The sequence below is a fragment of the Plantactinospora sp. WMMB782 genome (genome assembly GCF_049179135.1).
Taxonomy (GTDB): Bacteria; Actinomycetota; Actinomycetes; order Mycobacteriales; family Micromonosporaceae; genus Plantactinospora.
Genome location: NZ_JBMHMC010000007.1, coordinates 1,518,953 through 1,545,071 on the forward strand (window position 1 = coordinate 1,518,953; position 26,119 = coordinate 1,545,071).

Here is a 26,119-nt window from a genome sequence, read left to right on the forward strand (position 1 = left end):
TCCGCCGGGACAACCCCGGCGGGCGTGTCCGCCGGGACAACTCCGGCGGGCGTGTCCGCCGGGAAGGAGTACCCGAATGCGACGTCGACCCGTGCGAGCCCTCCGGCGGATTTCCGGGGTCCGGGCGCTCGTACCGCTGCTGTTCGGTGCCCTCTTCCTCGCCGCCGGGCTGGTGCCGGCGGCCCCGGCCGCCGCGCACGGCGACAAGATCAAGCTGTTGGTCGCCGGCGACGGGTCCACCGGAGTGACCGTGCAGGCCAGCTACCAGGACGGGCATCCGGTGGAGACCGGCGTACGACTGGTGCTGACCGCCACCGGCGAGGGTGGCCGGAGCGTCGGCCCGGTCCAGCTCAGCCCGGCCGGCGAGGGCAAGGGCTTCTACAGCACCGGACCGATCCTCACGCCCGGATCCTGGCAGGTCACCGTCAGCGCACCCAAGCCGACCCCGGCCGAGGTACGCGTCGTCGTGCAGGCCCGGGCCGCCCAGGCCGCCCCACCGGTACCCGCGCCAGCCCCGGCCGGTGGATCGGATTCTGCCGGCACCACCTGGCTGTGGTGGGTGGCCGGCACCGCGGTGGCCCTCGCCGCCGTCGCCACCCTCGGCGCCCTCCTGGTACGCATCCGCCGCCCCCGCCAACCCTGACACCCGCGCCGCTGCACCACCGCCCCACCGCGCCACCGCTGCGCGCCACCGCCCCGCCCCGCCCCGCCACCGCTGTGCGCCACCGCCACCGCTGTGCGCCACCGCCACCGCTGTGCGCCACCGCCACCGCGCCACCGCGCCCGCCCCGCCACTGCCCCGGTGCCATTTTCACCGTGACCACCGTCTCCGCATGGCCAGCACCCTGCTCACCTGGACAACAGAGGCGCTACCCCGCTCGGATAACGCCTCTGTTGTCCAGGTCGGCGGTCAAGCGGCGGCCCGGCGGCGCGGCGGCCCGGCGGCGCGGCGGCCCGGCGGCGCGGCGGCCCGGCGGCCCGGCGGCCCGGCGGCGCGGCGACCCGGCGGCGCGGCGACCCGGCGGCGCGGCGGCCCGGCGGCGAGGGTGGGCGCCGGGCGGTGGGTGGCGGGCGTCGGTGGTGCGGAGCAGTGAACGTCGGTGGTGGGGAGCAGTGAACGTCGGTGGAATGCGGGGCAGCGAGCGTCGGTGCAGTGCGGCAAGCTGGCTCGATGCCTCGTCCGCCTCGCGTTCCGGCGCAGCTGGCGTTCCTTCCGTTCTCCGCCCGGACGGCCGTGGCGGAAGGGCTGCTGACCCGGAGCATGCTGCGGGGACCGGCCTGGCGTCGGCTACTCCCCGACATCTACGTACACCGCGACGGCTTCCGGCCCGGTGACCACCGGATGTGGTGTGACGCCGTCGCTCTGGCCCTGCCGCCGGGCGCCGCGATCGGCGGGCTGAGCGCCGCCTACCTGTGGGGCGTCGACCTGCTGCCCCGGGACGCTCCGGTCAGCGTGCTGGTGCCGGGTGCCAACCGACCCCGCGCCCGGCCACGGGTGCGCTACGCCCTCGCCAACCTGCCCGCCGGTGACGTGACCAGATTCGCCGGGCTGCCGGTCACCACGCCGCTGCGGACGGCGTTCGACCTGGGGCGTAGGGCACCGCGCACCGAGGCGGTGGTGGCCGTTGACGCACTGCTGTACCGCCGGCTGGTGAAGCCCGCCGCACTCGCCGACTGTCTTGCCGTGCGCCCCGGCTGGCCCCGCGTGCCCCTGTTGCGCGAGGTGCTCGGCCTGGCCGAACCGCTCAGCGAGTCACCGATGGAGACCCGCCTGCGGCTGCTGATCGTCGACGCCGGACTGCCGCCCCCGACCGCCCAGTACGAGGTGTACGACGGCCGGGGGCGTTTCGTCGCCCGGGTCGACCTGGCGTACCCGGGACTGCGGATCGCTCTGGAGTACGAGGGTGACCACCACCGCGAGCGGGCACACTTCCGCCAGGACGTCTCCCGGTACAACGAGTTGCGTGCCGCCGGCTGGGTCGTGCTCCGATTCACCGCCGACGACGTCCTGCGTCACCCCACCCGCCTGCTCGCCCAGGTCACCCAGGCGATCCGGGAGCGTTCCCCCCGCCCGCGCTGAGCCACGCCCCGCCGTTCTCACCGACCCGGTGCAACACACGGAAGGTTCGGCCCGGCCGGCATGCGGCAACCCACTCACCTGGACAACAGAGGCGTTATCCGGGCGTCGTAACGCCTCTGTTGTCCAGGTCGACGGAGGCCCCGACAAAGGGACGGCGGCACGCCGGGGCACGGCGGCACGCCGGGGCACGGCGGCGCGACGAGGGGCGACGGCGTGCCAAGGGCCGGGGGGGGATGGGTCAGAGGAGGGTGCGGAGGGTGCGGAGGTCGTCGGGGGTGGGCTGCCAGCGGCCGGCGGCGGCGTTGGCGCGTACCTGGTCGGGGGTGGTGGCACCGGCGATCACCGAGGTCACCGCCGGCTGGGCGGCCAGGCCACCGATCGCCACGTCGAGCAGGCTGCGCCCGCGCTCGGCGGCGTACTTCTCCAGTGCCTCGATGGTGTCCCACGGCGCGGATGCCAGCCGGGCGGCGTACCTCGGGCTCGTGCCGGCGAGCCGGCTGTCCGACGGCGGCTGCGCGCCCCGCTTGTACTTGCCGGTGAGCAGCCCGTCGGCGAGCGGGAAGAACGGCAGCAGGCCGAGCCCGAAGTGCCGGGCGGCCGGCACCACCTCGGTCTCCACCGCCCGGTGCAGCAGGCTGTACTCGTTCTGCGCGCTGACGAACGGCGTCCAGCCCCGGGTACGCGCCGTCCAGGCGGCGTCGGCGATCTGCCAGCCGGCGAAGTTGGAGTTGCCGAGGTAGCGGACCTTGCCGGCCCGGACCAGGTCGTCGAGCGCACCCAAGGTCTCCTCGATCGGCGTACCCGGGTCGGGCTCGTGCATCTGGTAGAGGTCGATGTAGTCGGTGCCGAGCCGGCGCAGCGACGCCTCGACGGCTCGGGCGACGTAGCGACGGGCGCCCCGGGCGCCGTGGTCCGGCCCGTTCATCCCGGACATGCTCATGCCGAACTTGGTGGCCAGCACGACGTCGTCCCGCCGGCCGCGCAGCGCGGCGCCGAGCTGCTCCTCCGACCCGCCGTGCGGTTCGCCGTAGATGTCGGCGGTGTCGAAGAAGTTGATCCCGGCCTCGAGAGCGGCGTCGACCACGGCGCGGGTGCCGGCGGCGTCGAGCTTGCGGCCGAAGTTGTTGCAGCCGATCCCGACGACGGACACCACGAGCCCGGATTCGCCCAGCCGGCGGTAGGTCATCTCAGTCACGAGATCAACCCTATGCCGCCGGCAGCGGCCCGGTGCCCACACCGCACTCCGCCCACCCGCAGCGGTACGCCCACCCGCAGCGCCACGCCCATTCGACGGGTCCAATCGACGGGTCCAATCGACGGGTCAATTCCACCGGTCCATACGGTACCTCCGTTCGACACCCTCATTCGAGAAAAGGATTCGGCGCCGATTCACATCCGTAAAGTCGACCGGCGTTATGGCGCGTCGCGTGCGCAGGCCGGAAACTGCTATACCGTGAGCACGGATACGGCGACCCGTGCGATTTCCGCGCCGTTCACGGTCGTCGCGACAAGGCGGCGGAAGGCGGGCTCACATGGCGGTGAACGGCCGATTCGACCGGCCGGGCACGGAGGTCTCGGTCGTACCCGCCCAGGTCAGCAGGGAGAGCAACGCACCGGTCGAGGTGACCGTCGTACTACCCTGTTACAACGAGCAGTCTCACGTACTGGCGGAGATCGAACGCATCTGCGCGGCGCTGGACACCAGCGGCCTGAATTACGAACTGTTGGCGATCGACGACGCCTCCACCGACGACACGTTGGAGGTCCTACGCGGAGCCGCCGGCCGATTCCCCCGCCTGCGCCTGCTGGCGTTCCACCGCAACGGCGGTTCCGGCACCGCCCGCCGGATCGGCACCGAACAGGCGCGCGGTTCCATCGTGGTGTGGACGGACGCGGACATGACCTATCCGAACGAGCGGATTCCCGAGTTCGTCCGGCTGCTGCTCCGGGACCCGCACGTCGACCAGGTCGTCGGCGCCCGGACGAGCGAGCAGGGCAGCCACAAGCTCCTCCGGGTACCCGCGAAGTGGTTCATCCGCAAGGTCGCCGAGTGGTTGGCCGGCACCCGCATCCCGGACCTCAACTCGGGGCTGCGCGCCTTCCGCCGGGACGTGTCGCTGCCCTATCTTCGGCTGCTCCCGCCCGGCTTCTCCTGCGTGACCACCATCACGATGGCGTTCCTGCACAACCAGCACGACGTGCGCTACGTGCCGATCTCCTACGCCCGCCGGTCGGGCTCGTCGAAGTTCCACTTCGTCCGGGACGCCTACCGCTATCTCCTCCAGGTGCTCCGGATGGTGATGTACTTCAACCCGCTCAAGGTGCTGATGCCGCCGTCGTTGCTGCTGCTCACGGTCGGCACCGGCAAAATCGTCTACGACCTGGTCGCGCATCCGGTCCGGATCGCCACGAACACCGTGCTGCTGCTCTGCGCCGGCCTGATCGTCGGCGCGGTGGCGCTGCTCGCCGACCTGATCGTGCGGTCCAGGATCGACTGGCCACCAGGAAACCGCTCGTGAGATGGGCGGTGCCGACCGCCGCCGCGCTGCTGCGGTTCCGGGACAGCGGCCTGGACCTCCAGTCCACCGTCGCCCGGGTACCCGACACTTCCACCCGGGTACCCGACACTTCCGCCCGGGTACCCGACACTTCCGCCCGGGTACCCGAGACAACCGCCCAGGTACCCGACACAACCGCCCAGGTACCCGAGACAACCGCTCAGGTAGCTGACGCGGCGACTCGCCGGGTCGAGCGGCGGGGCTGGGCAGCTGTCGCCGCGATCACCGGCGTCGTGGCGCTGACCTGGCTCCCGCTGTTGCGCATGCCGTACGGCGACAACCACCTGGGCCGGATCGTCGGCCGGTACGCCCTGCACCTGCGGAACCTCCAGGAGCAGGGTGTCCTCGGCTCGCACTTCGGTGCCGACTGGCTGCCGTACGCCGCGACGCCGTACGCGCACCACCCGCCATTGTTCAACCTGCTCACCGCGCTGACCGGCCTGCTGCCGGGCGACGGTGAACACCAGGTGTGGCTGCCGGCGTACCTGCTGGCCCTGCTGATCATCCCGGCCGGCGCCGCACTGCTGCGCGGGCTCGGCCTGCGCTGGTCGGCGACGCTGCTGGCGCTCGGCCTGACGGTCGCCACCCCGTTCTACTGGGTGTACAGCCCGCTGATGTTCGACCTGGGCCCGATCCTGGCACTCTCCGCCCTGGTGGTACGGCTGCGCGCCCGGCCGGATCCGGGCCGCCGACTTGTCGCCGCCGCCTGCGTCGCCGCGCTGCTCAGCACCCTGGTCTCCTGGCCCGGGGTGGGCTTCGCTGCCGTACTCGGGCTGTGGCTGCTGGCGGCCCGCCGGCTCGACCGGGTGACGGTACTGGTCGGGGCGAGCATGCTCACCGGGGTCGCGATCAGCCTCGGCTACGTGGTCGGGGTGACCGGGCTGGCCCTGCTCGGCGGGCAGGCCGAGCTGCGCAGCGCCGGAGGTGGGTACACGGTGCCGCAGTTCCTCCGCCGGCAGTGGGGGCACGTGTCCGAACTGCTGCCGGTCTGGTATCTCGCCGCACTGCCGCCCGGTGTGCTGGCCGGGCTGCGGGACCGGCGTACCCGGGTCTACCTGGCGGTGGCGGCCGGCTTCACCGTCGCCTGGATCCTCGGATTCAGCAACGGCGCCTTCGTGCACTCGTACTGGTCCTATCCCGTCCTGGTGGTCGGGCTGGTCGGCGCGGGCGTACTGCTGGACCGGCTCACCGACCTGCTGCTGAGCACCGCGCCACAGTGGCCGGCGCAGCGGCTGGCACGGCGGCCGGTTCGGGTGGCGTCGGCGGTACTGGCCGGGACGGCGCTGGCGGCGTACCTGGGGGTGCTGGTCGCCGGCCCGGACCGGCAGCGTCTGGTCGACGAGCCCGCCCGCGCCGGCAGGCTCGTCTCCGGACACCCGCCGCCGGCCGGGCAGCAGTATGCCTGGATCGCCGGCGAGAGTGCGACCAGTGCCCGCTGGCTCGCCTACTACTGGCGGCTCAAGCCGCAGCAGCTCACCGCCGCGAACCTGCGCACCGCACCGACCCGTCCCGGGGACCTGGTCCTGGTCAACCTCGACAAGCGCCCGGAGTGGCTCCCCGGGTCGATCGGGTCGACGGCCGTGGCGCAGGACGGCCCGTACGCGCTCGTCCCGGTCGCCGCACTCGACGCCGTCACCGGCTCCTGAGCCCCGCCCGCCCAGCTCGCGAACCGGTCGCCGCACTCGACGCCCTCACCGGCTCCTGAGCCCCGCCCGGCCAGCTCGCGAACCGGTCGCCGCACTCGACGCCCTCACCGGCTCCTGAGCCCCGCCCGGCCCAGCTCACGAACCGGTCGCCGCACTCGACGCCGCCGCTGCCGGCTGAGCCCGATGCGCCCAGCTCAGCTCAGGGGCGGGTGGCGACGGCGACGAGCCCCGGGCCCCGATCCGGGCGCATCCGCTGGAGGAGCGCGAAGGGCGAGACCGCCACCCGGATCATCTCGCCGGCGAGTGCTCCGCGCGGTTGCAGGATCCGCCCCGAGGTCGAGGTCCGCTCCTCCGCCGTCCCGCCGGTCGGTTCGGCCGGACGGGCCGCCCAGCGGTCGCGTACCGAGTCCAGCAGGTAGCCGAGCGGCCAGCCGTAGTGCACCAGGGTGACGTCGACGGCACCGGCGTCGAGCAACAGTTGCCGAAGCTGCCCGGCGGAATACCGCCGGTAGTGCCCGACCAGGGTGTCCCAGGCGCCGAACCGCTCCGGATCGGCGGGGACCGACAGCAGGAGCCGGCCACCGGGCCGGACCAGGGTCAGCCACTCCGCCAGCACCGGCAGGTCGTCGGCGATGTGTTCCAGCACCTCGAACGCGCAGACCAGGTCGTAGCCCGCGCCGGCCGGCACCTGCCGGTGGTCCCCGTTCAGCACCGTCCCGCCCAGCGGGGTGATCCGGTCGTGCGCGGTCCGGAAGCTGCCCGGGTCGGGTTCGGCCGCGGTGTAGCTGGCCAGCCGGGCCAGCCGGGTGCCGACGGAGCCGAGCCCGCAGCCGAGTTCCAGGATGGTCCCCGGCTGGCACCGCGCGACGATCGGGCGCACCACGTGCCAGCGCAGCGCCGCCCGGGGCGGCAGCGCCGGGTCGGCCATCAACGCGGTCATCCGCGCCGCCTCGTCGGAGTGGACCCCACCGTGCCGCCGGCCGGCGTCGGAGTGGACCCCAGCGTGCCGCCGGCCGGCGTCGGAGTGGACCCCAGCGTGCCGCCGGCCGGCGTCGGAGTGGACCCCAGCGTGCCGCCGGCCGGCGTCGAGGCACCGGACCCGTCCGGCGGCGGGGTGGGTGCCGCGGAGTTCGGCTGGCCGGGACGGCTGATCCGGTGCCGGATCGGTGTGACGACGGTCGCCGGCCAGAAGTGTTCGGCGGCCCGGTGCCGGGCGGCCGACCGGAGTCCGGCGAGCCGGTCCGGGTCCCGGGCCAGCTCGCGCAGCGCGCCGGCCAGGGCGAGCGGGTCGCCGGCCGGCACGAAGACGGCCGCCTCGCCGAGCGCCCGGCGTTGCGGTGCGGTGTCGGAGGTGACGATGGCGCAGCCGGCGGCGGCGCCCTGGAACACCTTCGTCGGCACCACCCGACGGGCCTTCGTCGTCTCGCCGAAGATGCCCAGCGACACTTGGTGCCGGGCGACCAGCGCGGGCAGCTCTCCGGCCGGGAACCAGTCGTACCAGGTCACCCGGGGGTTGCCGGCGGCGGCCTGGCGGCAGGCCGGATGGTCCTGGCCGGTGCCGACCACTGTCACCTCGACCGAGTCGTCGTCGGCGAGTGCGGCCAGTGCCGCGCCGAGGGTCCGGGTGCCGTGCAGCGGGGTGAACAGTCCGACGAAGACGACCCGCAGCCGCCGCCGGCCGCCGCCGGCCCGTTCGCCGGTCCAGCACTTCCCGGCGGTACGCGCACCAGCGGCGAACCAGTCCGCGCCGGCTCCGACGGGTACCACGATCCCCCGTTCCCGGGCCGCCGCCGGCAGTGTGTCGAGGTGTTCGGCGGTGTCCACGAGTACGGTGTCGGCCCGGCGCAGCGCGGCGGCGTCGATCGCCCGCATCAGCGAGTCCCGGAGACCTCCGGCACCGGCGAGTCCCCGGTCCCGGGCGGTGCCGGCGGCGGAGACGAGATGGTCGAGCACGATGGGCGTACGGCGGAAAAGCAGCCGGGCCAGGTGCACGTCGAAGTGCCCGAGATAGCCGACGAGCACGGCGTCGACCGGGCCGCTGCCGGTGGCCCGCCGCTGCCGCAGGGTGCGCGATGTTCGCATGACCAGCAGGGTCCAGCAGCGGGCCAGCTTGCCGGCGAGCAGCGGGAGCCGCCACGGCTGCCGGAGAACGGCTATCCGGCCGGCGGTGTCCAGGTCCAGCGGTACGTTCAGCTCGGTCACCTCGTCACCGGCTGCCCGCAGCCCTTCGACGAGTACGCCGACCCGGGGATGTCGGCGTACGTCGTAGCTGCCGAAGACCAGCCAGCGCACGAGCAGCAGCGTAACCCCTCGTACGCCCTTCGCCACGTTGCGTCGTCACGACTGGCGCGTCGCGGAGCCGGCCGACTGGCCCGGCGTCGACGACGACCCGGCCGGTGTCGACTGCCGGGGCAGCCGACCTGACGACCACCGGAGCGGAAGCCGGAACGGAAACGGGGGCGACCACCGGCACGGAAGCCGGGGCGACCACCGCGACGTCAGCGTGATCGCGACCGCCGGGAGCAGCAGGTCCACCAGGGTCAGCAGCAGCCGGGACAGCACGGTGGCGACCAGCGCGGCCGGTCCGGCGACGGTCGGACCGAGCAGCAGCGGCAGTGCCGCCTCCCGGGGACCCAGCCCGGCCGGCGCCACCGCCAGCAGGAACCCGACCGACCAGGAGCCGGCGAAGGCGCCGATCGCGCCGAGCAGCAGTTCCGGGCCGCCGCCCGCGCCGGCGTCGACCAGGAGCAGCCAGAGGTGCGTACCGTAGCCGAGCCAGGTCACCAGCGACCAGCCGACGGCTCCGGCGATGCCGCGCGCGGAGAGCGGCCGGGGCATCGGCTCGCGGCGGGTCAGCCGGAGCAGCCCGCCGAGCACCCGGTTGACCAGCGGGGGCCAGAGCAGCAGCAGCGCGGGCGGTACGGCGAGCAGGATCCACCAGTAGTTTCGCACCGCCCGGTCGCCGAGCACCGGCAGGGCGGCGGCGGTGAGCAGCAGGCCGGTGCCGAGCGTGACGAGCATCGCCAGTAACGCCGCCGCCGCCGATGCCCGCCCCGGCACCCCGTACGCCTGCCCCAGCCGGGCCTGGACCACGATCGGCCAGACCTTGCCGGGCAGGTACTTCGCCAACTGTCCGACGAAGAAGATCCGCGCCGCGCCGCGCAGTGGAAGCACGGCGCCGAAGTCGGCCAGGATGGCCCGCCAGGCCAGGCAGCCGCCGAGTCCACCCGCGACGGCGGCCAGGCCGGCCAGCAGCAGTCCCGGCCCGGACAGTTCGTCGAGTACGCCGGGCACCTCGTCCCAGCGCCGTGCCACCGACCAGCCGACCAGGCCGAGCAGAGCCCCGGTCAGGGCCACCTGGACGGCTCGCCCGGCCAGGCGCCAACTGCCTGTCCCGGGCGGCACCACGACACGGACGATACTCTGGGTGACTCACCCGATCCGCAGAGCCACGCGGCGTCGGTCGAGGTCGTTCAGCCCACGTCCCAGACCGGTTCCGGGGTCTCGACCACCTCACCGTCGCCCCGGAAGAGCAGGAAGCGGTCGAAGGACCGGGTGAACCAGCGGTCGTGGGTGACCGCCAGCACCGTACCCTCGAAGGCCCGCAACCCGGCCTCCAGCGCCTCGGCCGAGGCCAGGTCCAGGTTGTCGGTCGGCTCGTCGAGCAACAGCAGGGTCGCGCCGGAGAGTTCCAGCAGCAGCACCAGAAAGCGGGCCTGCTGTCCACCGGAGAGGGTGCCGAACCGCTGGTCGCCCTGGCCGGCCAGCTCGTAGCGGTTCAGTGCCTTCATCGCGGTGTGCCGGTCCATTCCGGCCCGGTGGTCGTCGCCGCGCCACAACACCTCGACCAGGGTCCGGTCGAGCAGCTCCGGCCGGTCGTGGGTCTGCGAGAAGTGGCCGGGCCGGACCCGCGCGCCCAACCGGGCCACCCCGGCGTGCCGGACCGGCGCCAGGGCGGGCCCGCCGTCGACCGGGCCGTTCGCCGGATCCGGGTCGGTGCCGCCCCTGGCCAGCAGGCGGAGGAAGTGCGACTTGCCGGTGCCGTTCGCGCCGAGCACGGCGACCCGGTCGCCGTACCAGACCTCCAGGTCGAACGGGAACGTCAGGTCGTCCAGTTCGACCTGCTCGCAGACGACGGCCCGCTTGCCGGTACGCCCGCCGGTCAGCCGCATCCGGATGTCCTGGTCCTTCGGCGGTACGGGCGGCGGCCCGGCCTCCTCGAACTTGCGCAGCCGGGTCTGCGCGGCCTGGTAGCGGGAGGCCATCCCGTCGTTGTACGCCGCCTTCTGCTTGTACATCAGCATCAGCTCGCGCAGCTTCTGGTGCTCCTCGTCCCAGCGGCGGCGCTGCTCCTCCAGCCGGTCGTGCCGGGCCAGCCGCGCCTCGTGCCAGCTGTCGAAGCCGCCCGGGTGCACCCAGGCGCTGCCGCCCTCCACCGCGACCACCCGGTCGGCGGTGCGCGCCAGCAGCTCCCGGTCGTGCGAGACGTAGAGCACCGACTTCGCCGACTCCCGCAGCCGCCCCTCCAGCCAGCGCTTGCCCGGCACGTCGAGGAAGTTGTCCGGCTCGTCGAGCAGCAGCACCTCGTCCACGCCGCGCAGCAGCAGTTCCAGCGCGAACCGCTTCTGCTGTCCACCGGAGAGGGTGCGAACCGGCCGGTCCCGGGCCTTCTCCCAGGGCAGGTCGAGGACGATCGTGGCGACGGTGTCGAAGAGCACCTCCGCCTCGTAGCCTCCGGCCTCGCCCCAGCCGGCCAGCGCCTCCGCGTACGCCAGTTGGGCCCTGCCGGCGGCGCTGCTGAACTTGCCGCGCACCTCGGCGGCGTGCAGGGCCGCCTCGGCCGCCGCCAGCCGCTGCCCGGCCGCGCGCACCGGCGGCGGCGAGAGCGACAGTACGAGGTCGTGCAGCGTGGACTCGTCGCCGATCATGCCGATGAACTGGCGCATCACGCCCAGCCCGCCGGAGCGGGCGACGACTCCGGCGCGGGTCGGCAGGTCGCCGGCGACCATCCTCAGCAGGGTGGTCTTGCCCGCACCGTTCGGCCCGACCAGGGCGACCTTGGCACCCTCGCCGACCCGGAAGGAGACGTCGGCGAAGAGCTGCCGCCCGTCCGGCAGGATGTGCCCGACTCCGGCGACGTCCACGTATCCCACGTCGGCATACTGCCCCAACCACCCGGTCCACCGACACCGGGTTTCAGTCGGCTCCCCCTCGACCGATGCGGGGTACTCAGCGGGTCACCCGGAGTATCCGGTAGCCCTTCTGGCTGGCGTGCCGCTCCACCCGCCAGCCAGACTCGACCAGCCAGCGCTGGAGCGAGTCGCCGCCGAGGTGCCGGGCCACCACCAGCCAGGCCACGCCGTCCGGTGCCAGCCTCGGCAGCCAGCGCCGCAGCATGCCGTGCAGTTCCTCCTTGCCGACCCGGATCGGCGGGTTGGACCAGATCTGGTCGACGGTGAGGTCGGCCGGCACCTCGTCCGGCGCGGCGACGCGTACCCGGTCGGCGAGGCCGAGTTGCCGGGCGTTCTCGCCGGTGAGTTCCCGGGCCCTGGCGTTGACGTCGACGGCCCAGACCGTGGCCGTACTCGCCCGGCTGGCGAGTACGCAGGTTATCGGCCCGTAACCGCAGCCCAGGTCGAGCAGCACTCCACCGGTCCCCGGTCCGGGCAGCTCGGCCTTGCGCAGCAGTACGGCGGTGCCCGGATCGAGCCGGTCGGCTGAGAAGACTCCGGCCGAAGAGGTCAGCGAGTAGTCGTACCCGTCGACGGAGAACACCACCGTACGCCGGTCGGCGCTGGTCGCGGGCTCGGTGCTGAAGTAGTGGTCGCCGGTCACGTCACGCATTCTCGCCTACCGCTGCGGTGCCCTCGCCGGTGGCCGCGTCCCGGACCCTGCCCGGGTTCCGGGCAAATGGCTACTCTCTCACCAAACTGTGACTCCGGCACGGCGGCGCGCCGATCCGCATTTCCGTTACGCTGTGCGACATGGTTTATGGGCGTGGACCCGGGCCGGGCGGTGGACCGCCGCGGTCCCGACGAGATCCCGCCGACCAGCCTCCCGCCGGTACGGACTCGGCGGCCGGTCAGCCGCCGGGACGGGCCGGTCGACGCCGGGCCGGAGCCGACCGGCCGGAGGGGTTACCGGCGGCCGCCCGCTTCCGACCGTCCATGGAGGAATCCACCGGCCCCGGCCCTTCGTTCGGCCGGCCCGGCGACGGGCCCGGACGCCCGACCGACCATCCGGGCCAGCTGGCAACCCCAGAGCATTCGGCAGTTCCGGGCCACTCGGCGGCTTCCGGGTACTCCCCCGACGACCCCGGCCGGTACCGGAACGCAGCGGAACGGCCCGTGGACGGGCCCGCCGGCCGACCCGGTGACGGTCCCCGGAGCAGCCGGCGTCCCGCCGGACCGGGCGGTGACCGGCACCCGGCCGGACCGGGCGGCAGATTCCCGGCCGGGTCGGAGGACAGATACCCGGCCGGACCGGGCGGCAGATTCCCAGCCGGGTCGGAGGACAGATACCGGGACGGACCTTCCGGTGACCGCCACCCGGACGGAGCAGGCGGCAGGTACCCGGGCGAACCGCTCGGCGACCGGCACCCGGGCGGCAGCCGGCACGCGGACGGACCACTCGGCAACCGGCACCCGGGCGGACCGGGCGGCAGCCGGCACGCGGACGGACCGGGCGGCAGGTACCCGGAAGAGCCGTCCGGGCATGCGCCGGACCGCCCGTCGCGTTCCGTGGACACCCCGGGTCGGTCCCGTCGAGCCCGACACGGCGCCGCCGAGTTCGACGCCCCCGGGCCGGACGCCGGCTACCCGCCGGTGGGCGGGCCGGCCACTGACCTGCCCGGCCGCTCCGGCGGCGGCCGGACCGGTGACCGGATCTCGCCGGACCGTCCCGCCCAGGACCGGCTTCCTCCGGGCGGCCCGGTGCGGACGCCACGCCCGTCCGATGGCGGTCGCCACCTGGCCGCTCCCGACGACAGACCTTCCGGAGCCGGCACAAGGTTTCCCGGCACCGACGCAAGACTTCCCGGCGCAGGCATGCCGGCCGCCCCTGGCACCCGACCGGGACCGGGCGACGGACGACCGGCCGGTGGACGACGGGGCGACGGACGACCGGGCGACAGCGACCGGACCGGCTCCCGTGGCCGGATGCCCGCCGACGACCTGCCGGGACCGGCCGGCCTGGCTGCCGGTGGCCGCCCCGGGCCCCGCGACCGGATGGCCCCGGGCAGCCGACCGGCACCCGGCACCCGGATGCCCGCCGAGGATCCGCCCGGATCCGTTGGCTGGCCGGGCCCACCCGGCCGCTCGGATCGTCCGGCCGCCCGGGGCCGACCGGTGCCGGCCGGTCCCGGACCGTTCGGGCCAGCACACAGCGTGTCCGGGCCAGCACACGACGCGTCCGGGCCGGCCGCGTCCCCGGAGACGGACTCGCGGGACCGTACCCCGAGCGGGCGCCGCCGCGCCCAGCCCGATCCCGTTGCCGATCCCGGCGGACCGTACCGGCCGGTCCCCGGGGAGGGACCGCCCGGCGCACCACGGTCCGCCCCGGTGCCCCGCCAACGACGCGCTTCCTCCGCCGACCAGGAGCCGTCCCGGACCGGCCTCCCCGACCCTGCCGCCGGACCCGGTGGGCGGCGCAGACCCGCCGACCGACCGGACGAGATCCCGGCGGAGCGTCGGGGTGACCGGAGTCGGGCACCGTTGGACCGCGTCATGCCCTCCCGGCCGGGACCGGAGGATCCGGCCGCCCGACGGCCGGGCGGACCCGCTGCGGAACCACCCGCCGGCCGACCCGGTACCCGCCGCCCCGGCCAGCCATCCGGGCCCGGCGGTGCGTCCACGGTGTCGCCTCGCCCCCGACCGGGAGATCCGGGTGCGGACGCCGCTCGCCGACCCGGCACCGAGCCGGGCAGGCGCGGGCCGGACGGCCCCCCGGGCCGCTCCCGGCCCGGCGGACCGGTACCCGGCTCACCGGCCGGCCCTCTTTCCGGCCCACCCGGCGACCGGGTCCCCGGCCCACGCGGCGACCGGCTCTCCGGCCCAGCCACCGGCCCCCGATCCGGCCCACCCGTAGACCCCCGATCCGGGCCACCGATCGCGCCCCGGTCCGGGCCACTCGTCGCCCCCCGGTCCGGGCCACCTGGGAACCGCACTCCGGGCTCATCAGCCGGCCCTCGCTCCGGACCGGCGTCCGAGGGCGCACCACGGTCGCCGGCCGGGCCGCCCGGCCGGTCGCCGGGTGGCGCGCCCGTGGACCGTACCCCGGGCCCGGCCTCCGGCTCCCGCCCCGGACCGGCACCCGAGGGCGCACCACGATCACCTGCCGGCCCGCGCTCCGGGCCACCACACGACCGGGCTGCGGGCTCACCCGCCGCACCACGTTCCGGGCCGCCCGGCGCCGGGCGGCCCGGACCAGTCGGTACGGGCCGGTCGGGGCCGTCGGCGCAGGGTGGGCGTACCAGGCCGGCGGGCGGCGCCGCCCCGGTCTCTCCGGCCCGTGTCCCGGCTGCGGAACGGGCACCCCGGTCGGCCGTGAGCGCCCCGCCCGTCTCCGCCCCGGCGGCAACGCCGGGCGGAAAGCCGACCGCCCCGGCCGGAAAGCCGGTCGGGCCAAAGCCGGTCAAGTCACCAGGTAAGCCGACCGCCGGCTCGTCGGTCGCCACCCTCCCGGCTACGTCCGACAAGGCCAGCAGCCCACCGCCGCGCAGCGCCAAGCGCACCTGGCAGTTGATCATCGGCTCGCTGGGCGTACTGCTGATGCTCGGCATCTGCGGGCTCAGCTCGTACTTCTTCATGGTCGACGAACCCGTCGGTCGGGACTCCCGGGCCGCCGACGGGGTCGGTGCGGCCGCCGCGCCCCGGGACATCAGCTCCCGGGCCGTCGACCCGGTGCCGCTGACCGTCAAGGAGGTCTTCCCGGGCAAGGAGGTGCAGGTCGACCCGGAGCAGACGCCGTACGAGCTGCTCAAGACCCAGGAGGCGGAGGACTGCGACCTCGCCGCCGACGGCCAGATCGCCACCGTGCTGCGGGACGCGGGGTGCAGCCAGTTCGTCCGTGGCACCGTACGCTCCCCGACCGGCCTCTACGTCGCCACCGCCGGCATCGTCAACCTGACCGACGAGGCAGCCGCGACCGCCGCCCGGGAGAAGATCAAACCGATCGTGGACGGTCGGAAGGGGCGGTTCCTGGGACTGGCCGCCGGACGCGGCACCGAAGCTGTCACGGCCGCCTCGGCGCAGGCCGGCTGGCACGTCCGCGGCCACTTCCTGATCTACTGCGTCGTGGCGAAGAGCGACGGCAAGACCATCGGCGAGGAGGACCTCTTCGCCCGGCAGATCCTCTCCGACATGATCGAGGTGTACCTGCGCGGCAAGGTGCTGGACCAGCGCATCATCGCCCCCTCCGGGCAGCCGAGCCCCGGCCAGTAGGGCTCGTCGGCGCCGTTCAGGCAGAGGAGGCGGTCACCCGGAGCCGGCGGGTACGCTGCGCGCGGCTGGCGTACCCGGCGGGGTCGGCGGGATAGCCGACAGCGACCAGGATCAGCCCGTGCGGGGGTGCCACGCTCACCTCGCTGGCCCGCTCCCGGCGCCCCAGCAGGCCACCGGGCCAGTCGACCGGGCGCCGCCCGTCCCCGGCCACCAGCATCGCCCCGACCAGGCTGCGCACCATCGACTGGCAGAACGCGTCGGCCTGCACCGTGGCGACAAGCACGCCGTCCGGCTCCCGCCGCCAGTCCAGCCGGGTCAGCTCGCGCACCGTCGTGGCGTTCTCCTTGCGCCGGCAGTACGCCGCGAAGTCGTGCTCGCCGACCAGCCCGGCGGCGGCCCCGTTCAGCGCCGCCAGGTCGAGCGGGCGCGGCCAGGCCAGCACGTCGTGCCGGCGCAGCGGCTCGGCGCCGTGGGGGGCGTCGGTGACCCGGTACTCGTAGCGCCGGAAGGTGGCCGAGAACCGGGCGTCGAACTCGACCGGTACCTCGGTCACGGCGCGTACCCGCACGTCCGGCGGAAGCACGGCGGCGAGCCGGCGCAGCAGGGTTCCGGCGGACTGCCGCCACACCGGGCCCGGCAGGTCGAGGTGACAGACCTGACCGCTGGCGTGCACCCCGGCGTCGGTACGCCCGGCAACGGTCAGCCCGCTGACCCGGTCCGGCCCGACGATCCTGGTCAGCGCCTCGACCAGCACTCCGGCGACGGTACGCCGACCGGGCTGGACCGCCCAGCCGGAGAAGTCCCCGCCGTCGTAGGCGACGTCCAGGCGTACCCGGGTCCGTTCCTCATCCACCTCGTACTCCACGACCAGCTCCCGATATGCCGCGGCCCGGCACCCCCACGGGGATGCCGGGCCGGCGTCGTTCCTCGGTGTTACTTGTTGTCCGACTTGGTGCCGGCCTCGTTGGTGTCGGCCTCGTCGGTGTCCTCCCGGGCGGCCGGGGTGTCGCCGGATCGCGACTCCGGCGCCTCGGCATCCTGGTCGTCCGACGAGGAGGAGCGCGGGGTCTCCTCGTCCGGGGCGAGCGCCTCGACCTTGTCCTGCTGCGCCGCCTTGCGGGCGGCGGTCTTCCTGGCCGGTGCCGCCGGGGCCTCGACCAGTTCCTCGACCAGCTCGATGATGGCCATCGGCGCGTTGTCACCCTTGCGCGGGACCGTCTTCACGATCCGGGTGTAGCCGCCGGGGCGGTTGGCGAACCGGGGCGCGATCTGGTCGAACAGGGTGAAGACCACGTCCTTGTCCCGTACGACGGTCAGCACCCGACGCCGGGAGGCCAGGTCTCCCCGCTTGGCCTTGGTGATGAGCTGCTCCGCGAGCGGGCGGAGCCGCTTGGCCTTGGTCTGGGTGGTGGTGATGCGGCCGTGCTGGAACAGCGCGGTGGCCAGGTTGGCCAGGATCATCCGCTCGTGCGCGGGGCTACCGCCGAGGCGGGGGCCCTTGGTGGGCGTGGGCATTCTTGGTGCTCCTCGATAGTGGGTGGCCGGATTTCCAGTGGGTGGCCGGAAATCCGGCTAGCCCCGGACTAAAGCTGCTCGGTCTCGCGGTAGTCGTCGGTGTCGTAGTCGGCCTCGCCGAAGGAGTCGACGACGTGCGCCGGGTCGAAGTTGGGTGCCGAGTCCTTCAGCCCCAGCCCCATGCCGGCGAGCTTCATCTTGACCTCGTCGATCGACTTCTGACCGAAGTTGCGGATGTCCAGCAGATCGGCCTCGGTACGCCCGATCAGCTCGCCGACCGTGTTGATGCCCTCGCGCTTGAGGCAGTTGTAGGACCGGACGGTGAGGTCCAGCTCCTCGATCGGCAGCGCCAGGTCGGCGGCGAGCTGCGCGTCCTGCGGCGACGGGCCGATGTCGATGCCCTCGGCGCTCTCGTCCAGCTCCCGGGCCAGGCCGAAGAGCTCGACCAGGGTGGAGCCGGCCGAGGCCAGCGCGGTACGCGGCCCGATCGACGCCTTGGTCTCGACATCGATAATCAGCCGGTCGAAGTCGGTACGCTGCTCGACCCGGGTCGCCTCGACGCGGTACGTCACCTTCAGCACCGGCGAGTAGATCGAGTCGACCGGGATCCGGCCGATCTCGGCACCGGCCTGCTTGTTCTGCGCGGCGGTGACGTAGCCGCGACCCCGCTCGACGGTCAGCTCCATGTCGAGCCGGCCCTTGCCGTTCAGGGTGGCGAGCTTGAGGTCGGCGTTGTGCACGGAGACACCGGCCGGCGGCTGGATGTCGCCGGCGGTGACGTCGCCGGGGCCCTGCTTGCGCAGGTACATGCTGACCGGCTCGTCGTGGTCGGAGCTGACGCAGAGCTCCTTGACGTTCATGACGAGTTCGACCACGTCCTCCTTGACGCCCGGGATGGTGGTGAACTCGTGCAGCACACCGTCGACCTTGATCGAGGTGACCGCCGCGCCCGGGATGGAGGAGAGCAGGGTCCGCCGGAGCGAGTTGCCCAGGGTGTACCCGAAGCCCGGCTCCAGTGGCTCGATGGTGAACCGGGACCGGGTCTCGCTGATCGACTCCTCGGTGAGGGTCGGCCGCTGGGTGATGAGCATGTTGTTTCCTTTTCGTTCGGGGCACCCGCTATTTGATGCCCAAACTTCTCCTCCGGCGCTCGGCGGCGCCGGTAGGTGTCCGGCGCTCCGCGCCGACTTCCGGCGGCAGGGCCGGCAGTCGGCGCGGGAGCGCCAGGAACCGCTACTTCGAGTAGAGCTCGACGATCAGCTGCTCCTGGACCTGGGTGTCGATGACACCCCGGGCCGGAAGCGTGTGGATCAGCACCTTCATCTGGCTGGGGATCGCCTCCAGCCAGGCCGGCACCGTCTTCGAGCCGGCCTCGGCCTGCGCCACGATGAACGGCGTCATCTCCTTGGACTTGGCCCGGACCTCGACGATGTCGTGCTCCTTCACCCGGTACGACGGGATGTCGACCTTGCGGCCGTTCACCGTCAGGTGGCCGTGCTTGACGAGCTGCCGCGCGTGGTCCCGCGACTTCGCCAGGCCGGCCCGGTAGACGACGTTGTCGAGCCGGGACTCGAGGATCTGCAGGAGGATCTCGCCGGTCTTGCCCTTCTTGGCGACGGCCTCCTCGTAGTACCCCCGGAACTGCTTCTCCAGGACGCCGTAGACCCGGCGGGCCTTCTGCTTCTCCCGGAGCTGGAGCAGGTACTCGGTCTCCTTGGTGCGGCCGCGGCCGTGCTGTCCGGGCGGGAACGGCCGGGACTCGAACGGGCACTTCGGGCCATCGCACTTGCTGCCCTTGAGGAACAGCTTCATCTTCTCCCGACGGCAACGGCGGCAGTCGGGACCGGTGTAACGAGCCATGTTCTTCGTCTACCTCTCAGACCCGACGACGCTTCGGCGGACGGCACCCGTTGTGCGGCTGCGGCGTGACGTCGGCGATCTGGCCGACCTCGAGGCCGACGGCCTGCAGCGAACGGATCGCGGTCTCCCGGCCGGAGCCGGGACCCTTGACGAACACGTCGACCTTGCGCATGCCGTGCTCCATCGCCCGGCGCGCGGCGGCCTCGGCGGCGAGCTGCGCGGCGAACGGAGTCGACTTACGGGAACCCTTGAAGCCCACCTGGCCGGCGGAGGCCCAGGAGATGACGGCACCGGTCGGGTCCGTGATGGAGACGATCGTGTTGTTGAACGTGCTCTTGATATGCGCCTGCCCGTGGGCGACGTTCTTGCGTTCCTTGCGCCGGACCTTCTTGACGGCGGCTCCGGCGCGAGCCTTCGGTGGCATGAGTCTGTGCGCTCCTAGTTGACATTTCCGGACCGGGGGGCTCTGTTCGACAGAACCGGCCGGTCACCCGGGTAACTCGTCGGTGCGGGTTGGAGTCCGGCCTGACCTCGGCGGACGCCGACCCGGATTCCGGAGAACTTTCCGGTGCGGGTCGGAGTCCGGCCCACCTCGGCGGACGCCGACCCGGCTTCCGGTTCAGTTCTACTTCTTGCCGGGCTTCTTCTTGCCGGCGACGGTCCGCTTCGGGCCCTTCCGGGTCCGCGCGTTGGTACGGGTCCGCTGACCACGGACGGGCAGACCCCGGCGGTGCCGGATACCCGCGTAGCAGCCGATCTCGACCTTGCGGCGGATGTCAGCGGCGACCTCGCGGCGCAGGTCGCCTTCTACCTTGTAGTTGGCCTCGATGTGGTTCCGGAGCTGGACCAGCTCCTCGTCCGTGAGGTCCTTGGCGCGCTTGTCGGGGGAGATGCCGGTGGCGGCGAGCGTCTCCGCCGCGCGGGTCCGACCGACCCCGAAAATGTAGGTGAGCGCGATCTCCAGCCGCTTCTCGCGGGGAAGATCGACGCCGGCTAGCCGTGCCATGTGCGGGCGTACTCCTCGAAAGTGTTCACGGAGGTCTGGACCCGCCCCACCCCGCCTGCCCAAACCTGCGGGCCCCGGCCTCCGACCGGGGGTGGGCCACGACGCGTTCTCGCTTGGCGATCTCGCTGCTCGCGGCTGGGACGAGCTTGTGTTGTTGTACGGGATCTGCGGCCCGGACCTACTCCCCCGCCACACCGGCTCGTCGCCGGCCGGCGGGCGTGGATCAGCCCTGGCGCTGCTTGTGGCGCGGGTCGGTGCAGATGACCATGACCCGGCCGTGCCGGCGGATCACCCGGCACTTGTTGCAGATCCTCTTGACGCTCGGCTTGACCTTCACGGTTGCCTTACTTTCCCATCTGTGCCCGGCAGCGCGCTGACGCCGTCGAGTCTTGAGGACGGACACGGACACCCGGCCGCCGTCAGGCAGTTCCTGAACCCCGGACCGGGAGTCGGCCCGGCGCGGTTCACTTGTAGCGGTAGACGATGCGCCCGCGGGTCAGGTCGTACGGCGAGAGTTCGACGACGACCCGGTCCTCGGGCAGGATGCGGATGTAGTGCTGCCGCATCTTGCCGCTGATGTGAGCCAGCACCTTGTGACCGTTGGCGAGCTCCACCCGGAACATGGCGTTCGGCAGTGGCTCGATCACTCGGCCTTCGATCTCGATGGCTCCGTCTTTTTTCGGCATGTCCTCCGCTGTCCTGACGTCGGTTACTCCGGACGGCCCACAACGCCTTTTCTCGGACGGAGAACGTCCGAGCCAGCCGCGGCTCCGGTCCCGCCGAAGCGCTGGCGGGCATGCCGGAGTGGACGCTGTGCGCCGATCAGCCAGTGTACGCGCGCCCGCACGCCAGCGCCAACCCGGGGACCCCCGGGTTGTCGGATCGGACGAACGCGACTATATCAGGCGGGTTCCCCCTGGCCGGCCTGCTCGTCCCGGTGGCGTTGCCGCTCCTCGATCCGGGCCCGCTTCTCGATCTTCGCCCGCTCCTTCGCGGCCTGCTTCGCCGCCTGCTTGGCTGCCCAGCGCTGCGGCTCCCCCTTCGCCAGCCCGGTCACCGTGCCGACCAGCAGCAGCGCGCCCAGCGGGCCCGCCACCCACCCCGGCCAGAAATAGAGGAAGTCGCGCGCCAGGACCGAGGTGACCGCCCAGATCGCCACCACCACGCCGACCAGACCGAAGTAGCCGTCCCAGGTGTCGGCCAGCCAGGCCCGGGTGGCGCCCGGATAGCGGCCGTCGGGTCCGGGGCGGAACACCGGGGACTTCGGTCCGGTGGGCACCAGCGGAGCCTGGTCGACCGGTACCGTACCCGGCAGGTCGGTGAGCAGCCCGTCCAGGTCGGCGTAGGTCTTCGCGGCGTACGCCCGCTGGAGCCGGTCGTCGTACTCACCAAGGTCGAGACGGCCCTCGTTCAGGGCCTGCCGGAGCTGGTCGGCCACGGCTGTGCGGTCGGAGTCCGCAGCGCGCATCTGGTCCCGCCGGTCCATGACTACGAGGATGCCACTCCCGGTCCAGCACCGCCGACCCCGCTTGCCCGGGTGCCGGTGCGACACCCGACGGCCGCCGGCCCGCGACTCCCGCGGGCAGGAGCGAGTCCCGTGGGGAGCAGCGAGTCCCGTGGGGAGCAGCGAGTCCCGCCAGAAGAGCAGACTCCGCCAGGAGGAGCGGATGCCGTCAGGAGGAGGAGCGGGCGGGTTCGCGGGAGGTGACCAGGTCGCCGAGCCGGGACCGGCCGCCGTCCGGGGCGGTCAGCACCCAGACACCGTCGTCAAGCAGCGCCATCGTGTGCTCGACGTGCGCCGCGATCGACCCGTCCCGGGTGACCACCGTCCAGCCGTCGTCCAGCTCCACCGAGCGGGGCGAGCCCATCGTCACCATCGGCTCGATCGCCAGCGCCATCCCCGGCACCAGCCGTGGGCCACGACCCGGCCGGCCGTGGTTGAGCACGTGCGGATCCTGGTGCATCTCGGTGCCGATGCCGTGCCCGCCGTACCCCTCGACGATGCCGTACCGGCCGCCGGCCCGGACCGCCCGCTCCACCGCGTACGAGATGTCGGTCAGCCGGCCGCGACCGCTCAGCATGCCCCGTGCCGCGGCCCGGATCCCGGCCCACATCGCGTCCCGGGCGACCTCGGCCATCCGGAGCAGTTCCGGACGGACCTCACCGACCCCGACCGTGATCGCGGCGTCGCCGTGCCAGCCGTCCAGCACCGCACCGCAGTCAATCGAGATCAGGTCGCCGTCCCTGAGCACCTGGGTCGGGGCCGGGATGGCGTGCACGATCTGCTCGTTGACCGAGGAGCAGATCGACGCCGGAAAGCCGTGGTAGCCCTTGAACGACGGGACACCGCCGGCGTCCCGGATCACCGACTCGGCGATCGCGTCGAGGTCGGCGGTGGAGACGCCGGGCGCCACCGCCGCACGCATCCGCTCCAGGGCCGCCGCGACGACGAGCCCGGCGGCCCGCATCAGCTCGATCTGCTCCGGGGTCTTCAGCTGGATGTCCAGCTGGTGACGGCGCATGGTGCCAGCCTATCCGCCGTACGACCGCAGGGCGTCGATAGCCCGGACGGTGACGTCCTCCACCGGCCCGGTGGCGTCGATGCCGACGAGCTTGCCCTGGGCGCCGTAGTAGTCGATGAGCGGCGCGGTCTTGCTGGCGTACTCCCGCAGCCGCTCGGCGATCGTCTCGGCCTTGTCGTCGTCGCGCTGGAAGAGCTGGCCGCCGCAGCGGTCACAGAGCCCCTCCACCGAGGAGGGGTCGAACTCGATGTGCCAGACCTTGCCGCAGCCCCGGCAGGTACGCCGGCCGGAGAGCCGCCGGATGACCTCGTCGTCGTCGACCACCAGCTCCAGCACCAGGTCGAGCGCGGTGCCGAGATCGGCCAGCAGCTTGTCCAGCGCGGCGGCCTGCGGCGTGGTCCGGGGGAAGCCGTCGAGCAGGAACCCCTCGGCCGCGTCCGGCTCGGCGAGCCGGTCCCGGACCATGTTGATCGTCACCTCGTCCGGCACCAGCTTGCCGGCGTCCATGTAGCGCTTCGCCTCGACACCGAGGGGGGTGCCCTGCGAGACGTTGGCCCGGAAGATGTCCCCCGTCGAGATCTTGGGCACGGCGAGGTGGGCGGCGATGAACTCGGCCTGGGTCCCCTTGCCCGCCCCGGGGGGACCGACCAGAACGAGTCGCATCTACCGCAGGAACCCTTCGTAGTTCCGCTGCATGAGCTGGCTCTCGATCTGCTTCACGGTCTCCAGACCGACACCGACCATGATCAGCACAGCGGTACCACCGAACGGGAAGTTCTGGAACTGCTGGTTGTCCAGCCAGATGAAGAAGAAGTTCGGCAGGATCGAGATCAGACCCAGGTAGAGCGCACCCGGCAGGGTGATCCGGCTGAGGATGAAGTCGAGGTAGTCGGCGGTCGGCTTGCCGGGCCGGATGCCCGGGACGAAGCCGCCGTACTTCTTCATGTTGTCCGCGACCTCGGTCGGGTTGAACGTGATCGAGACGTAGAAGTACGTGAAGAAGATGATCAGCAGGAAGTAGACGCTGATGTAGGTCGGGCTGTCCGGCTGCACGAGGTGGTTCTGCACCCAGGTCTGCCAACCGTTGAGGTTGTTCTGGTCGAAGAACTGGAGCAGCAGCGACGGCAGGTAGAGCAGCGACGAGCCGAAGATGACCGGGATCACACCCGCCTGGTTGACCTTCAGCGGGATGTAGGTGGAGGTGCCGCCGTACATCCGCCGGCCGATCATGCGCTTGGCGTACTGCACCGGGATGCGACGCTGCGCCTGCTCGATGAAGACGACCGCGGTGATGACCACCAGGACCAGGACGAGGACCAGGGCGAACATCGCCCAGCCCTTGTTGTTCTTGATCGTCCAGCCCTCGCTGGGCAGCCGGGCGGCGATCGAGGTGAAGATCAGCACCGACATGCCGTTGCCGACGCCCCGGTCGGTGATCAGCTCGCCGAGCCACATAACCACGCCGGTGCCGGCGGTCATCGTGATCACCAGGACGCTCACGGTCAGCCAGGTCGGCAGGCCGGTGCCCTCCGGGATGATCGGGAACTCCTGGCACATCCCGTTGAAGAGCTGGCCGGACCGGGCCAGCGCCACGAACGCCGAGGCCTGCAGGATGCCCAGCCCGAGGGTCAGGTAGCGGGTGTACTGCGTGATCTTCGCCTGACCGGCCTGACCCTCCTTGCGGAGCTGCTCCAACCGCGGAATGACCACGGTGAGCAGCTGAAGGATGATCGACGCGGTGATGTAGGGCATGATGCCCAGCGCGAAGACCGACAGCGACAGCAGCGCGCCGCCGGAGAAGAGGTTGAGCAGGTTGAAGACGCCGTTGCCCTCCCCCGACTCCATGGTCTTGATGCACTGCTGCACGTTGCCGTAGGAGACGCCTGGGCTGGGCAGCGTGGCGCCGAGCCGGTAGACCGCGATGATGCCTACCGTGAACAGCAGCTTCTTGCGCAGGTCAGGCGTGCGGAACGCACTGAGAAAGGCGGAGAGCAACTTCTTCCTCCTGCGCGAGGCGGGCCGCCGGTGGTTCGTGGCGGGACGGGGTTGGTGGTCGGGCGATCGACCCGATACCCATAGCTGGGATCGGACTCTAACAGTCCGGCGCGCTTCCGGGCAGATCCACCCGGGAAGCATTCACCGCTTCCGATATTAACGGGGCGTGTGACCCGCTAGTAGGTCGCGGCGCCCGCCAGTTGCGGTGAACTGGGCGAGCGCCTCGACCACGACGTCCTTACAGCTCCGTCACCGAGCCGCCGGCGGCGGTGATCTTCTCCTTGGCCGACGCGCTGAACGCGTGCGCCGACACCTGGAGGGCGACCCCGCCCAGCTCCCCGGTACCGAGAACCTTCACCGGCTGACCCTTGCGGACGGCGCCGGCCTGCACCAGCTCCTGCGGACCGACCTGGCCGCCCTCCGGGAACAACTCGGCGAGCCGGTCCAGGTTGACCACCTGGAACACGACCTTGAACTTGTTCTTGAAGCCCTTCAGCTTCGGCAGCCGCATGTGGATGGGCATCTGCCCACCCTCGAACGCCGCCGAGATGTTCTTCCGGGCCTTGGAACCCTTGGTACCGCGACCGGCGGTCTTGCCCTTGGAGCCCTCACCGCGACCCACCCGGGTCTTCTCGGTCTTGGCTCCCGGCGCCGGGCGCAGGTGGTGGACCTTGATCGTCATTACTCGACCTCCTCGACCTTCACGAGGTGGCTCACGGTGAAGATCATGCCCCGGATCTCGGGACGGTCCTCCTTGACCACCACGTCGTTGATCCGCTTGAGACCGAGCGACCGCAGCGACTCGCGCTGGTTGTGCTTGGTCCCGATGCCGGACCGGACCTGGGTCACCTTCAGGCGTGCCATCAGGCCGTCACCCCCGCCTGGGCCGCCAGCATGGCGGCCGGGGCGACGTCCTCGACCGGCAGGCCCCGACGCTTCGCGACCGCCTCCGGCGACTCCAGCCCCTTCAGGGCCGCCACGGTGGCGTGCACGATGTTGATCGGGTTGGACGAGCCGAGGCTCTTGGAGAGCACGTCGTGGATACCCGCGCACTCCAGCACGGCCCGGACCGGCCCACCGGCGATGACGCCCGTACCGGCGCTGGCCGGCTTGAGCAGCACCACACCGGCCGCGTCCTCACCCGTCACCGGGTGCGGGATCGAGGCACCGATCCGGGGCACCTTGAAGAAGTGCTTCTTGGCCTCCTCGACACCCTTGGCGATCGCCGCGGGCACCTCCTTGGCCTTTCCGTAACCGACACCGACCGTGCCGTCGCCGTCGCCGACGATCACCAGGGCGGTGAAGCTGAAGCGACGACCGCCCTTCACGACCTTGGCAACCCGGTTGATGGCGACGACCCGCTCGAGATGCGGCGTCTTCTCGGCGGGCGCGTTTCCGCGACCGCCCTCACGGCGGTTGTCGCGGCGACCACCCTCGTTGCCACCGGACCCGCCGCCACGGCGCTGTTGACCTGGCATCAGCAGCCTTCCTCTCTCC

Annotated in this window: 27 protein-coding genes; 6 read left to right on the top strand and 21 right to left on the bottom strand. The window is 72.6% G+C overall.

Features of this window, described 5'->3' with window-relative positions; genetic code table 11:
* Positions 1 to 76 precede the first annotated feature (76 nt).
* From ACN28A_RS08725 to ACN28A_RS08735, 3 genes are all read left to right on the top strand, one after another.
* Positions 77 to 643, top strand: a complete 567-nt coding sequence (locus ACN28A_RS08725) for a hypothetical protein (protein WP_421393970.1) — start codon at positions 77 to 79, stop codon at positions 641 to 643.
* Between the two features lie 190 nt (positions 644 to 833).
* Positions 834 to 1,094, top strand: a complete 261-nt coding sequence (locus tag ACN28A_RS08730; RefSeq protein WP_421393972.1) for a hypothetical protein — start codon at positions 834 to 836, stop codon at positions 1,092 to 1,094.
* Between the two features lie 77 nt (positions 1,095 to 1,171).
* A complete protein-coding gene (locus ACN28A_RS08735; RefSeq protein WP_421393975.1) occupies positions 1,172 to 2,080 on the top strand; it encodes a DUF559 domain-containing protein in 909 nt (302 codons plus the stop codon).
* Between the two features lie 238 nt (positions 2,081 to 2,318).
* Here ACN28A_RS08735 and ACN28A_RS08740 read toward each other — a convergent pair whose 3' ends face one another.
* A complete protein-coding gene (locus ACN28A_RS08740) occupies positions 2,319 to 3,266 on the bottom strand; it encodes an aldo/keto reductase (RefSeq protein WP_421404251.1) in 948 nt (315 codons plus the stop codon).
* Between the two features lie 346 nt (positions 3,267 to 3,612).
* Between ACN28A_RS08740 and ACN28A_RS08745 the strand changes: the two genes are divergently transcribed.
* The gene (locus tag ACN28A_RS08745) at positions 3,613 to 4,599 is read left to right on the top strand and encodes a glycosyltransferase family 2 protein (RefSeq protein WP_421393976.1); all 987 of its coding nucleotides are present in this window, start codon (positions 3,613 to 3,615) and stop codon (positions 4,597 to 4,599) included.
* Entirely contained in the window at positions 4,596 to 6,284 is a 1,689-nt protein-coding gene (locus ACN28A_RS08750) for a hypothetical protein (RefSeq protein WP_421393978.1), read from the top strand. Before ACN28A_RS08745 ends, ACN28A_RS08750 begins: the two co-directional genes overlap by 4 nt.
* A 199-nt stretch (positions 6,285 to 6,483) precedes the next feature.
* Here ACN28A_RS08750 and ACN28A_RS08755 read toward each other — a convergent pair whose 3' ends face one another.
* From ACN28A_RS08755 to ACN28A_RS08775, 5 genes are all read right to left on the bottom strand, one after another.
* Positions 6,484 to 7,224 (bottom strand): class I SAM-dependent methyltransferase, encoded by a 741-nt coding sequence (locus tag ACN28A_RS08755; RefSeq protein WP_421393981.1) that lies wholly within the window; start codon positions 7,222 to 7,224, stop codon positions 6,484 to 6,486.
* A complete protein-coding gene (locus tag ACN28A_RS08760; RefSeq protein ID WP_421393983.1) occupies positions 7,221 to 8,576 on the bottom strand; it encodes a glycosyltransferase in 1,356 nt (451 codons plus the stop codon). Before ACN28A_RS08760 ends, ACN28A_RS08755 begins: the two co-directional genes overlap by 4 nt.
* 45 nt (positions 8,577 to 8,621) lie before the next feature.
* A complete protein-coding gene (locus ACN28A_RS08765) occupies positions 8,622 to 9,692 on the bottom strand; it encodes a lysylphosphatidylglycerol synthase domain-containing protein (protein WP_421393985.1) in 1,071 nt (356 codons plus the stop codon).
* A 65-nt stretch (positions 9,693 to 9,757) separates the two neighbouring features.
* Positions 9,758 to 11,437 (bottom strand): ABC-F family ATP-binding cassette domain-containing protein, encoded by a 1,680-nt coding sequence (locus ACN28A_RS08770; protein WP_421393986.1) that lies wholly within the window; start codon positions 11,435 to 11,437, stop codon positions 9,758 to 9,760.
* Positions 11,438 to 11,513: 76 nt separating this feature from the next.
* Positions 11,514 to 12,119: a class I SAM-dependent methyltransferase gene (locus ACN28A_RS08775; protein ID WP_421404252.1), complete on the bottom strand. Its 606-nt coding sequence runs from the start codon at positions 12,117 to 12,119 to the stop codon at positions 11,514 to 11,516.
* 2,708 nt (positions 12,120 to 14,827) lie between these two features.
* Between ACN28A_RS08775 and ACN28A_RS08780 the strand changes: the two genes are divergently transcribed.
* Positions 14,828 to 15,724: a hypothetical protein gene (locus ACN28A_RS08780; RefSeq protein ID WP_421393988.1), complete on the top strand. Its 897-nt coding sequence runs from the start codon at positions 14,828 to 14,830 to the stop codon at positions 15,722 to 15,724.
* 16 nt (positions 15,725 to 15,740) lie between these two features.
* Here the strand turns inward: ACN28A_RS08780 and truA are convergent, their stop codons facing one another.
* From truA to rpsE, 15 genes are all read right to left on the bottom strand, one after another.
* Positions 15,741 to 16,577 carry a tRNA pseudouridine(38-40) synthase TruA gene (gene truA, locus ACN28A_RS08785; protein WP_421393991.1) on the bottom strand — a complete coding sequence of 279 codons (837 nt, stop codon included), beginning with the start codon at positions 16,575 to 16,577 and terminating at the stop codon, positions 15,741 to 15,743.
* Between the two features lie 80 nt (positions 16,578 to 16,657).
* On the bottom strand, positions 16,658 to 17,239 hold the full coding sequence (gene rplQ, locus ACN28A_RS08790; RefSeq protein WP_421393993.1) for a 50S ribosomal protein L17: 582 nt from the start codon (positions 17,237 to 17,239) through the stop codon (positions 16,658 to 16,660).
* Positions 17,240 to 17,307: 68 nt separating this feature from the next.
* Entirely contained in the window at positions 17,308 to 18,330 is a 1,023-nt protein-coding gene (locus tag ACN28A_RS08795) for a DNA-directed RNA polymerase subunit alpha (protein WP_101368124.1), read from the bottom strand.
* A 142-nt stretch (positions 18,331 to 18,472) separates the two neighbouring features.
* Positions 18,473 to 19,099, bottom strand: a complete 627-nt coding sequence (gene rpsD, locus ACN28A_RS08800; RefSeq protein ID WP_278064254.1) for a 30S ribosomal protein S4 — start codon at positions 19,097 to 19,099, stop codon at positions 18,473 to 18,475.
* Positions 19,100 to 19,115: 16 nt separating this feature from the next.
* Positions 19,116 to 19,523 carry a 30S ribosomal protein S11 gene (gene rpsK, locus ACN28A_RS08805; RefSeq protein ID WP_030329919.1) on the bottom strand — a complete coding sequence of 136 codons (408 nt, stop codon included), beginning with the start codon at positions 19,521 to 19,523 and terminating at the stop codon, positions 19,116 to 19,118.
* Between the two features lie 201 nt (positions 19,524 to 19,724).
* A complete protein-coding gene (gene rpsM / locus ACN28A_RS08810) occupies positions 19,725 to 20,105 on the bottom strand; it encodes a 30S ribosomal protein S13 (protein ID WP_278064256.1) in 381 nt (126 codons plus the stop codon).
* 223 nt (positions 20,106 to 20,328) lie between these two features.
* Complete coding sequence (rpmJ, locus tag ACN28A_RS08815; protein ID WP_012184307.1) at positions 20,329 to 20,442, bottom strand: 50S ribosomal protein L36; 114 nt, start codon at positions 20,440 to 20,442, stop codon at positions 20,329 to 20,331.
* Positions 20,443 to 20,569: 127 nt separating this feature from the next.
* Positions 20,570 to 20,791: a translation initiation factor IF-1 gene (gene infA / locus ACN28A_RS08820; RefSeq protein ID WP_007073013.1), complete on the bottom strand. Its 222-nt coding sequence runs from the start codon at positions 20,789 to 20,791 to the stop codon at positions 20,570 to 20,572.
* A gap of 215 nt (positions 20,792 to 21,006) precedes the next feature.
* On the bottom strand, positions 21,007 to 21,591 hold the full coding sequence (locus ACN28A_RS08825) for a DUF1707 SHOCT-like domain-containing protein (protein ID WP_421393994.1): 585 nt from the start codon (positions 21,589 to 21,591) through the stop codon (positions 21,007 to 21,009).
* Between the two features lie 187 nt (positions 21,592 to 21,778).
* Positions 21,779 to 22,627 (bottom strand): type I methionyl aminopeptidase, encoded by an 849-nt coding sequence (gene map, locus ACN28A_RS08830; RefSeq protein WP_421393996.1) that lies wholly within the window; start codon positions 22,625 to 22,627, stop codon positions 21,779 to 21,781.
* 9 nt (positions 22,628 to 22,636) lie between these two features.
* Entirely contained in the window at positions 22,637 to 23,290 is a 654-nt protein-coding gene (locus ACN28A_RS08835) for an adenylate kinase (RefSeq protein ID WP_421393998.1), read from the bottom strand.
* On the bottom strand, positions 23,291 to 24,622 hold the full coding sequence (gene secY / locus ACN28A_RS08840; RefSeq protein ID WP_421393999.1) for a preprotein translocase subunit SecY: 1,332 nt from the start codon (positions 24,620 to 24,622) through the stop codon (positions 23,291 to 23,293). It abuts the gene before it with no gap.
* Positions 24,623 to 24,860: 238 nt separating this feature from the next.
* Complete coding sequence (gene rplO, locus ACN28A_RS08845) at positions 24,861 to 25,304, bottom strand: 50S ribosomal protein L15 (protein ID WP_101368131.1); 444 nt, start codon at positions 25,302 to 25,304, stop codon at positions 24,861 to 24,863.
* Positions 25,304 to 25,486, bottom strand: coding sequence for a 50S ribosomal protein L30 (rpmD, locus tag ACN28A_RS08850; protein ID WP_013735939.1), 183 nt, complete (start codon positions 25,484 to 25,486; stop codon positions 25,304 to 25,306). Before rpmD ends, rplO begins: the two co-directional genes overlap by 1 nt.
* Entirely contained in the window at positions 25,486 to 26,100 is a 615-nt protein-coding gene (gene rpsE, locus ACN28A_RS08855; protein ID WP_101368132.1) for a 30S ribosomal protein S5, read from the bottom strand. The genes rpmD and rpsE overlap by 1 nt, the downstream gene beginning before the upstream one ends.
* Between the last annotated feature and the right edge of the window lie 19 nt (positions 26,101 to 26,119).

Coding starts and splice junctions, on each gene's coding strand:
- rpsM (WP_278064256.1), bottom strand. CDS start 20,105: ATGGCACGGCTAGCCGGCGTCGATCTTCCCCGCGAGAAGCGGCTGGAG.
- ACN28A_RS08740 (WP_421404251.1), bottom strand. CDS start 3,266: ATGACCTACCGCCGGCTGGGCGAATCCGGGCTCGTGGTGTCCGTCGTC.
- rpsE (WP_101368132.1), bottom strand. CDS start 26,100: ATGCCAGGTCAACAGCGCCGTGGCGGCGGGTCCGGTGGCAACGAGGGT.
- rplO (WP_101368131.1), bottom strand. CDS start 25,304: ATGACGATCAAGGTCCACCACCTGCGCCCGGCGCCGGGAGCCAAGACC.
- rpmD (WP_013735939.1), bottom strand. CDS start 25,486: ATGGCACGCCTGAAGGTGACCCAGGTCCGGTCCGGCATCGGGACCAAG.
- ACN28A_RS08745 (WP_421393976.1), top strand. CDS start 3,613: ATGGCGGTGAACGGCCGATTCGACCGGCCGGGCACGGAGGTCTCGGTC.
- ACN28A_RS08825 (WP_421393994.1), bottom strand. CDS start 21,591: ATGGACCGGCGGGACCAGATGCGCGCTGCGGACTCCGACCGCACAGCC.
- ACN28A_RS08730 (WP_421393972.1), top strand. CDS start 834: ATGGCCAGCACCCTGCTCACCTGGACAACAGAGGCGCTACCCCGCTCG.
- rplQ (WP_421393993.1), bottom strand. CDS start 17,239: ATGCCCACGCCCACCAAGGGCCCCCGCCTCGGCGGTAGCCCCGCGCAC.
- ACN28A_RS08795 (WP_101368124.1), bottom strand. CDS start 18,330: ATGCTCATCACCCAGCGGCCGACCCTCACCGAGGAGTCGATCAGCGAG.
- rpsD (WP_278064254.1), bottom strand. CDS start 19,099: ATGGCTCGTTACACCGGTCCCGACTGCCGCCGTTGCCGTCGGGAGAAG.
- rpsK (WP_030329919.1), bottom strand. CDS start 19,523: ATGCCACCGAAGGCTCGCGCCGGAGCCGCCGTCAAGAAGGTCCGGCGC.
- infA (WP_007073013.1), bottom strand. CDS start 20,791: ATGCCGAAAAAAGACGGAGCCATCGAGATCGAAGGCCGAGTGATCGAG.
- ACN28A_RS08735 (WP_421393975.1), top strand. CDS start 1,172: ATGCCTCGTCCGCCTCGCGTTCCGGCGCAGCTGGCGTTCCTTCCGTTC.
- ACN28A_RS08755 (WP_421393981.1), bottom strand. CDS start 7,224: ATGACCGCGTTGATGGCCGACCCGGCGCTGCCGCCCCGGGCGGCGCTG.
- ACN28A_RS08725 (WP_421393970.1), top strand. CDS start 77: ATGCGACGTCGACCCGTGCGAGCCCTCCGGCGGATTTCCGGGGTCCGG.
- ACN28A_RS08835 (WP_421393998.1), bottom strand. CDS start 23,290: ATGCGACTCGTTCTGGTCGGTCCCCCCGGGGCGGGCAAGGGGACCCAG.
- map (WP_421393996.1), bottom strand. CDS start 22,627: ATGCGCCGTCACCAGCTGGACATCCAGCTGAAGACCCCGGAGCAGATC.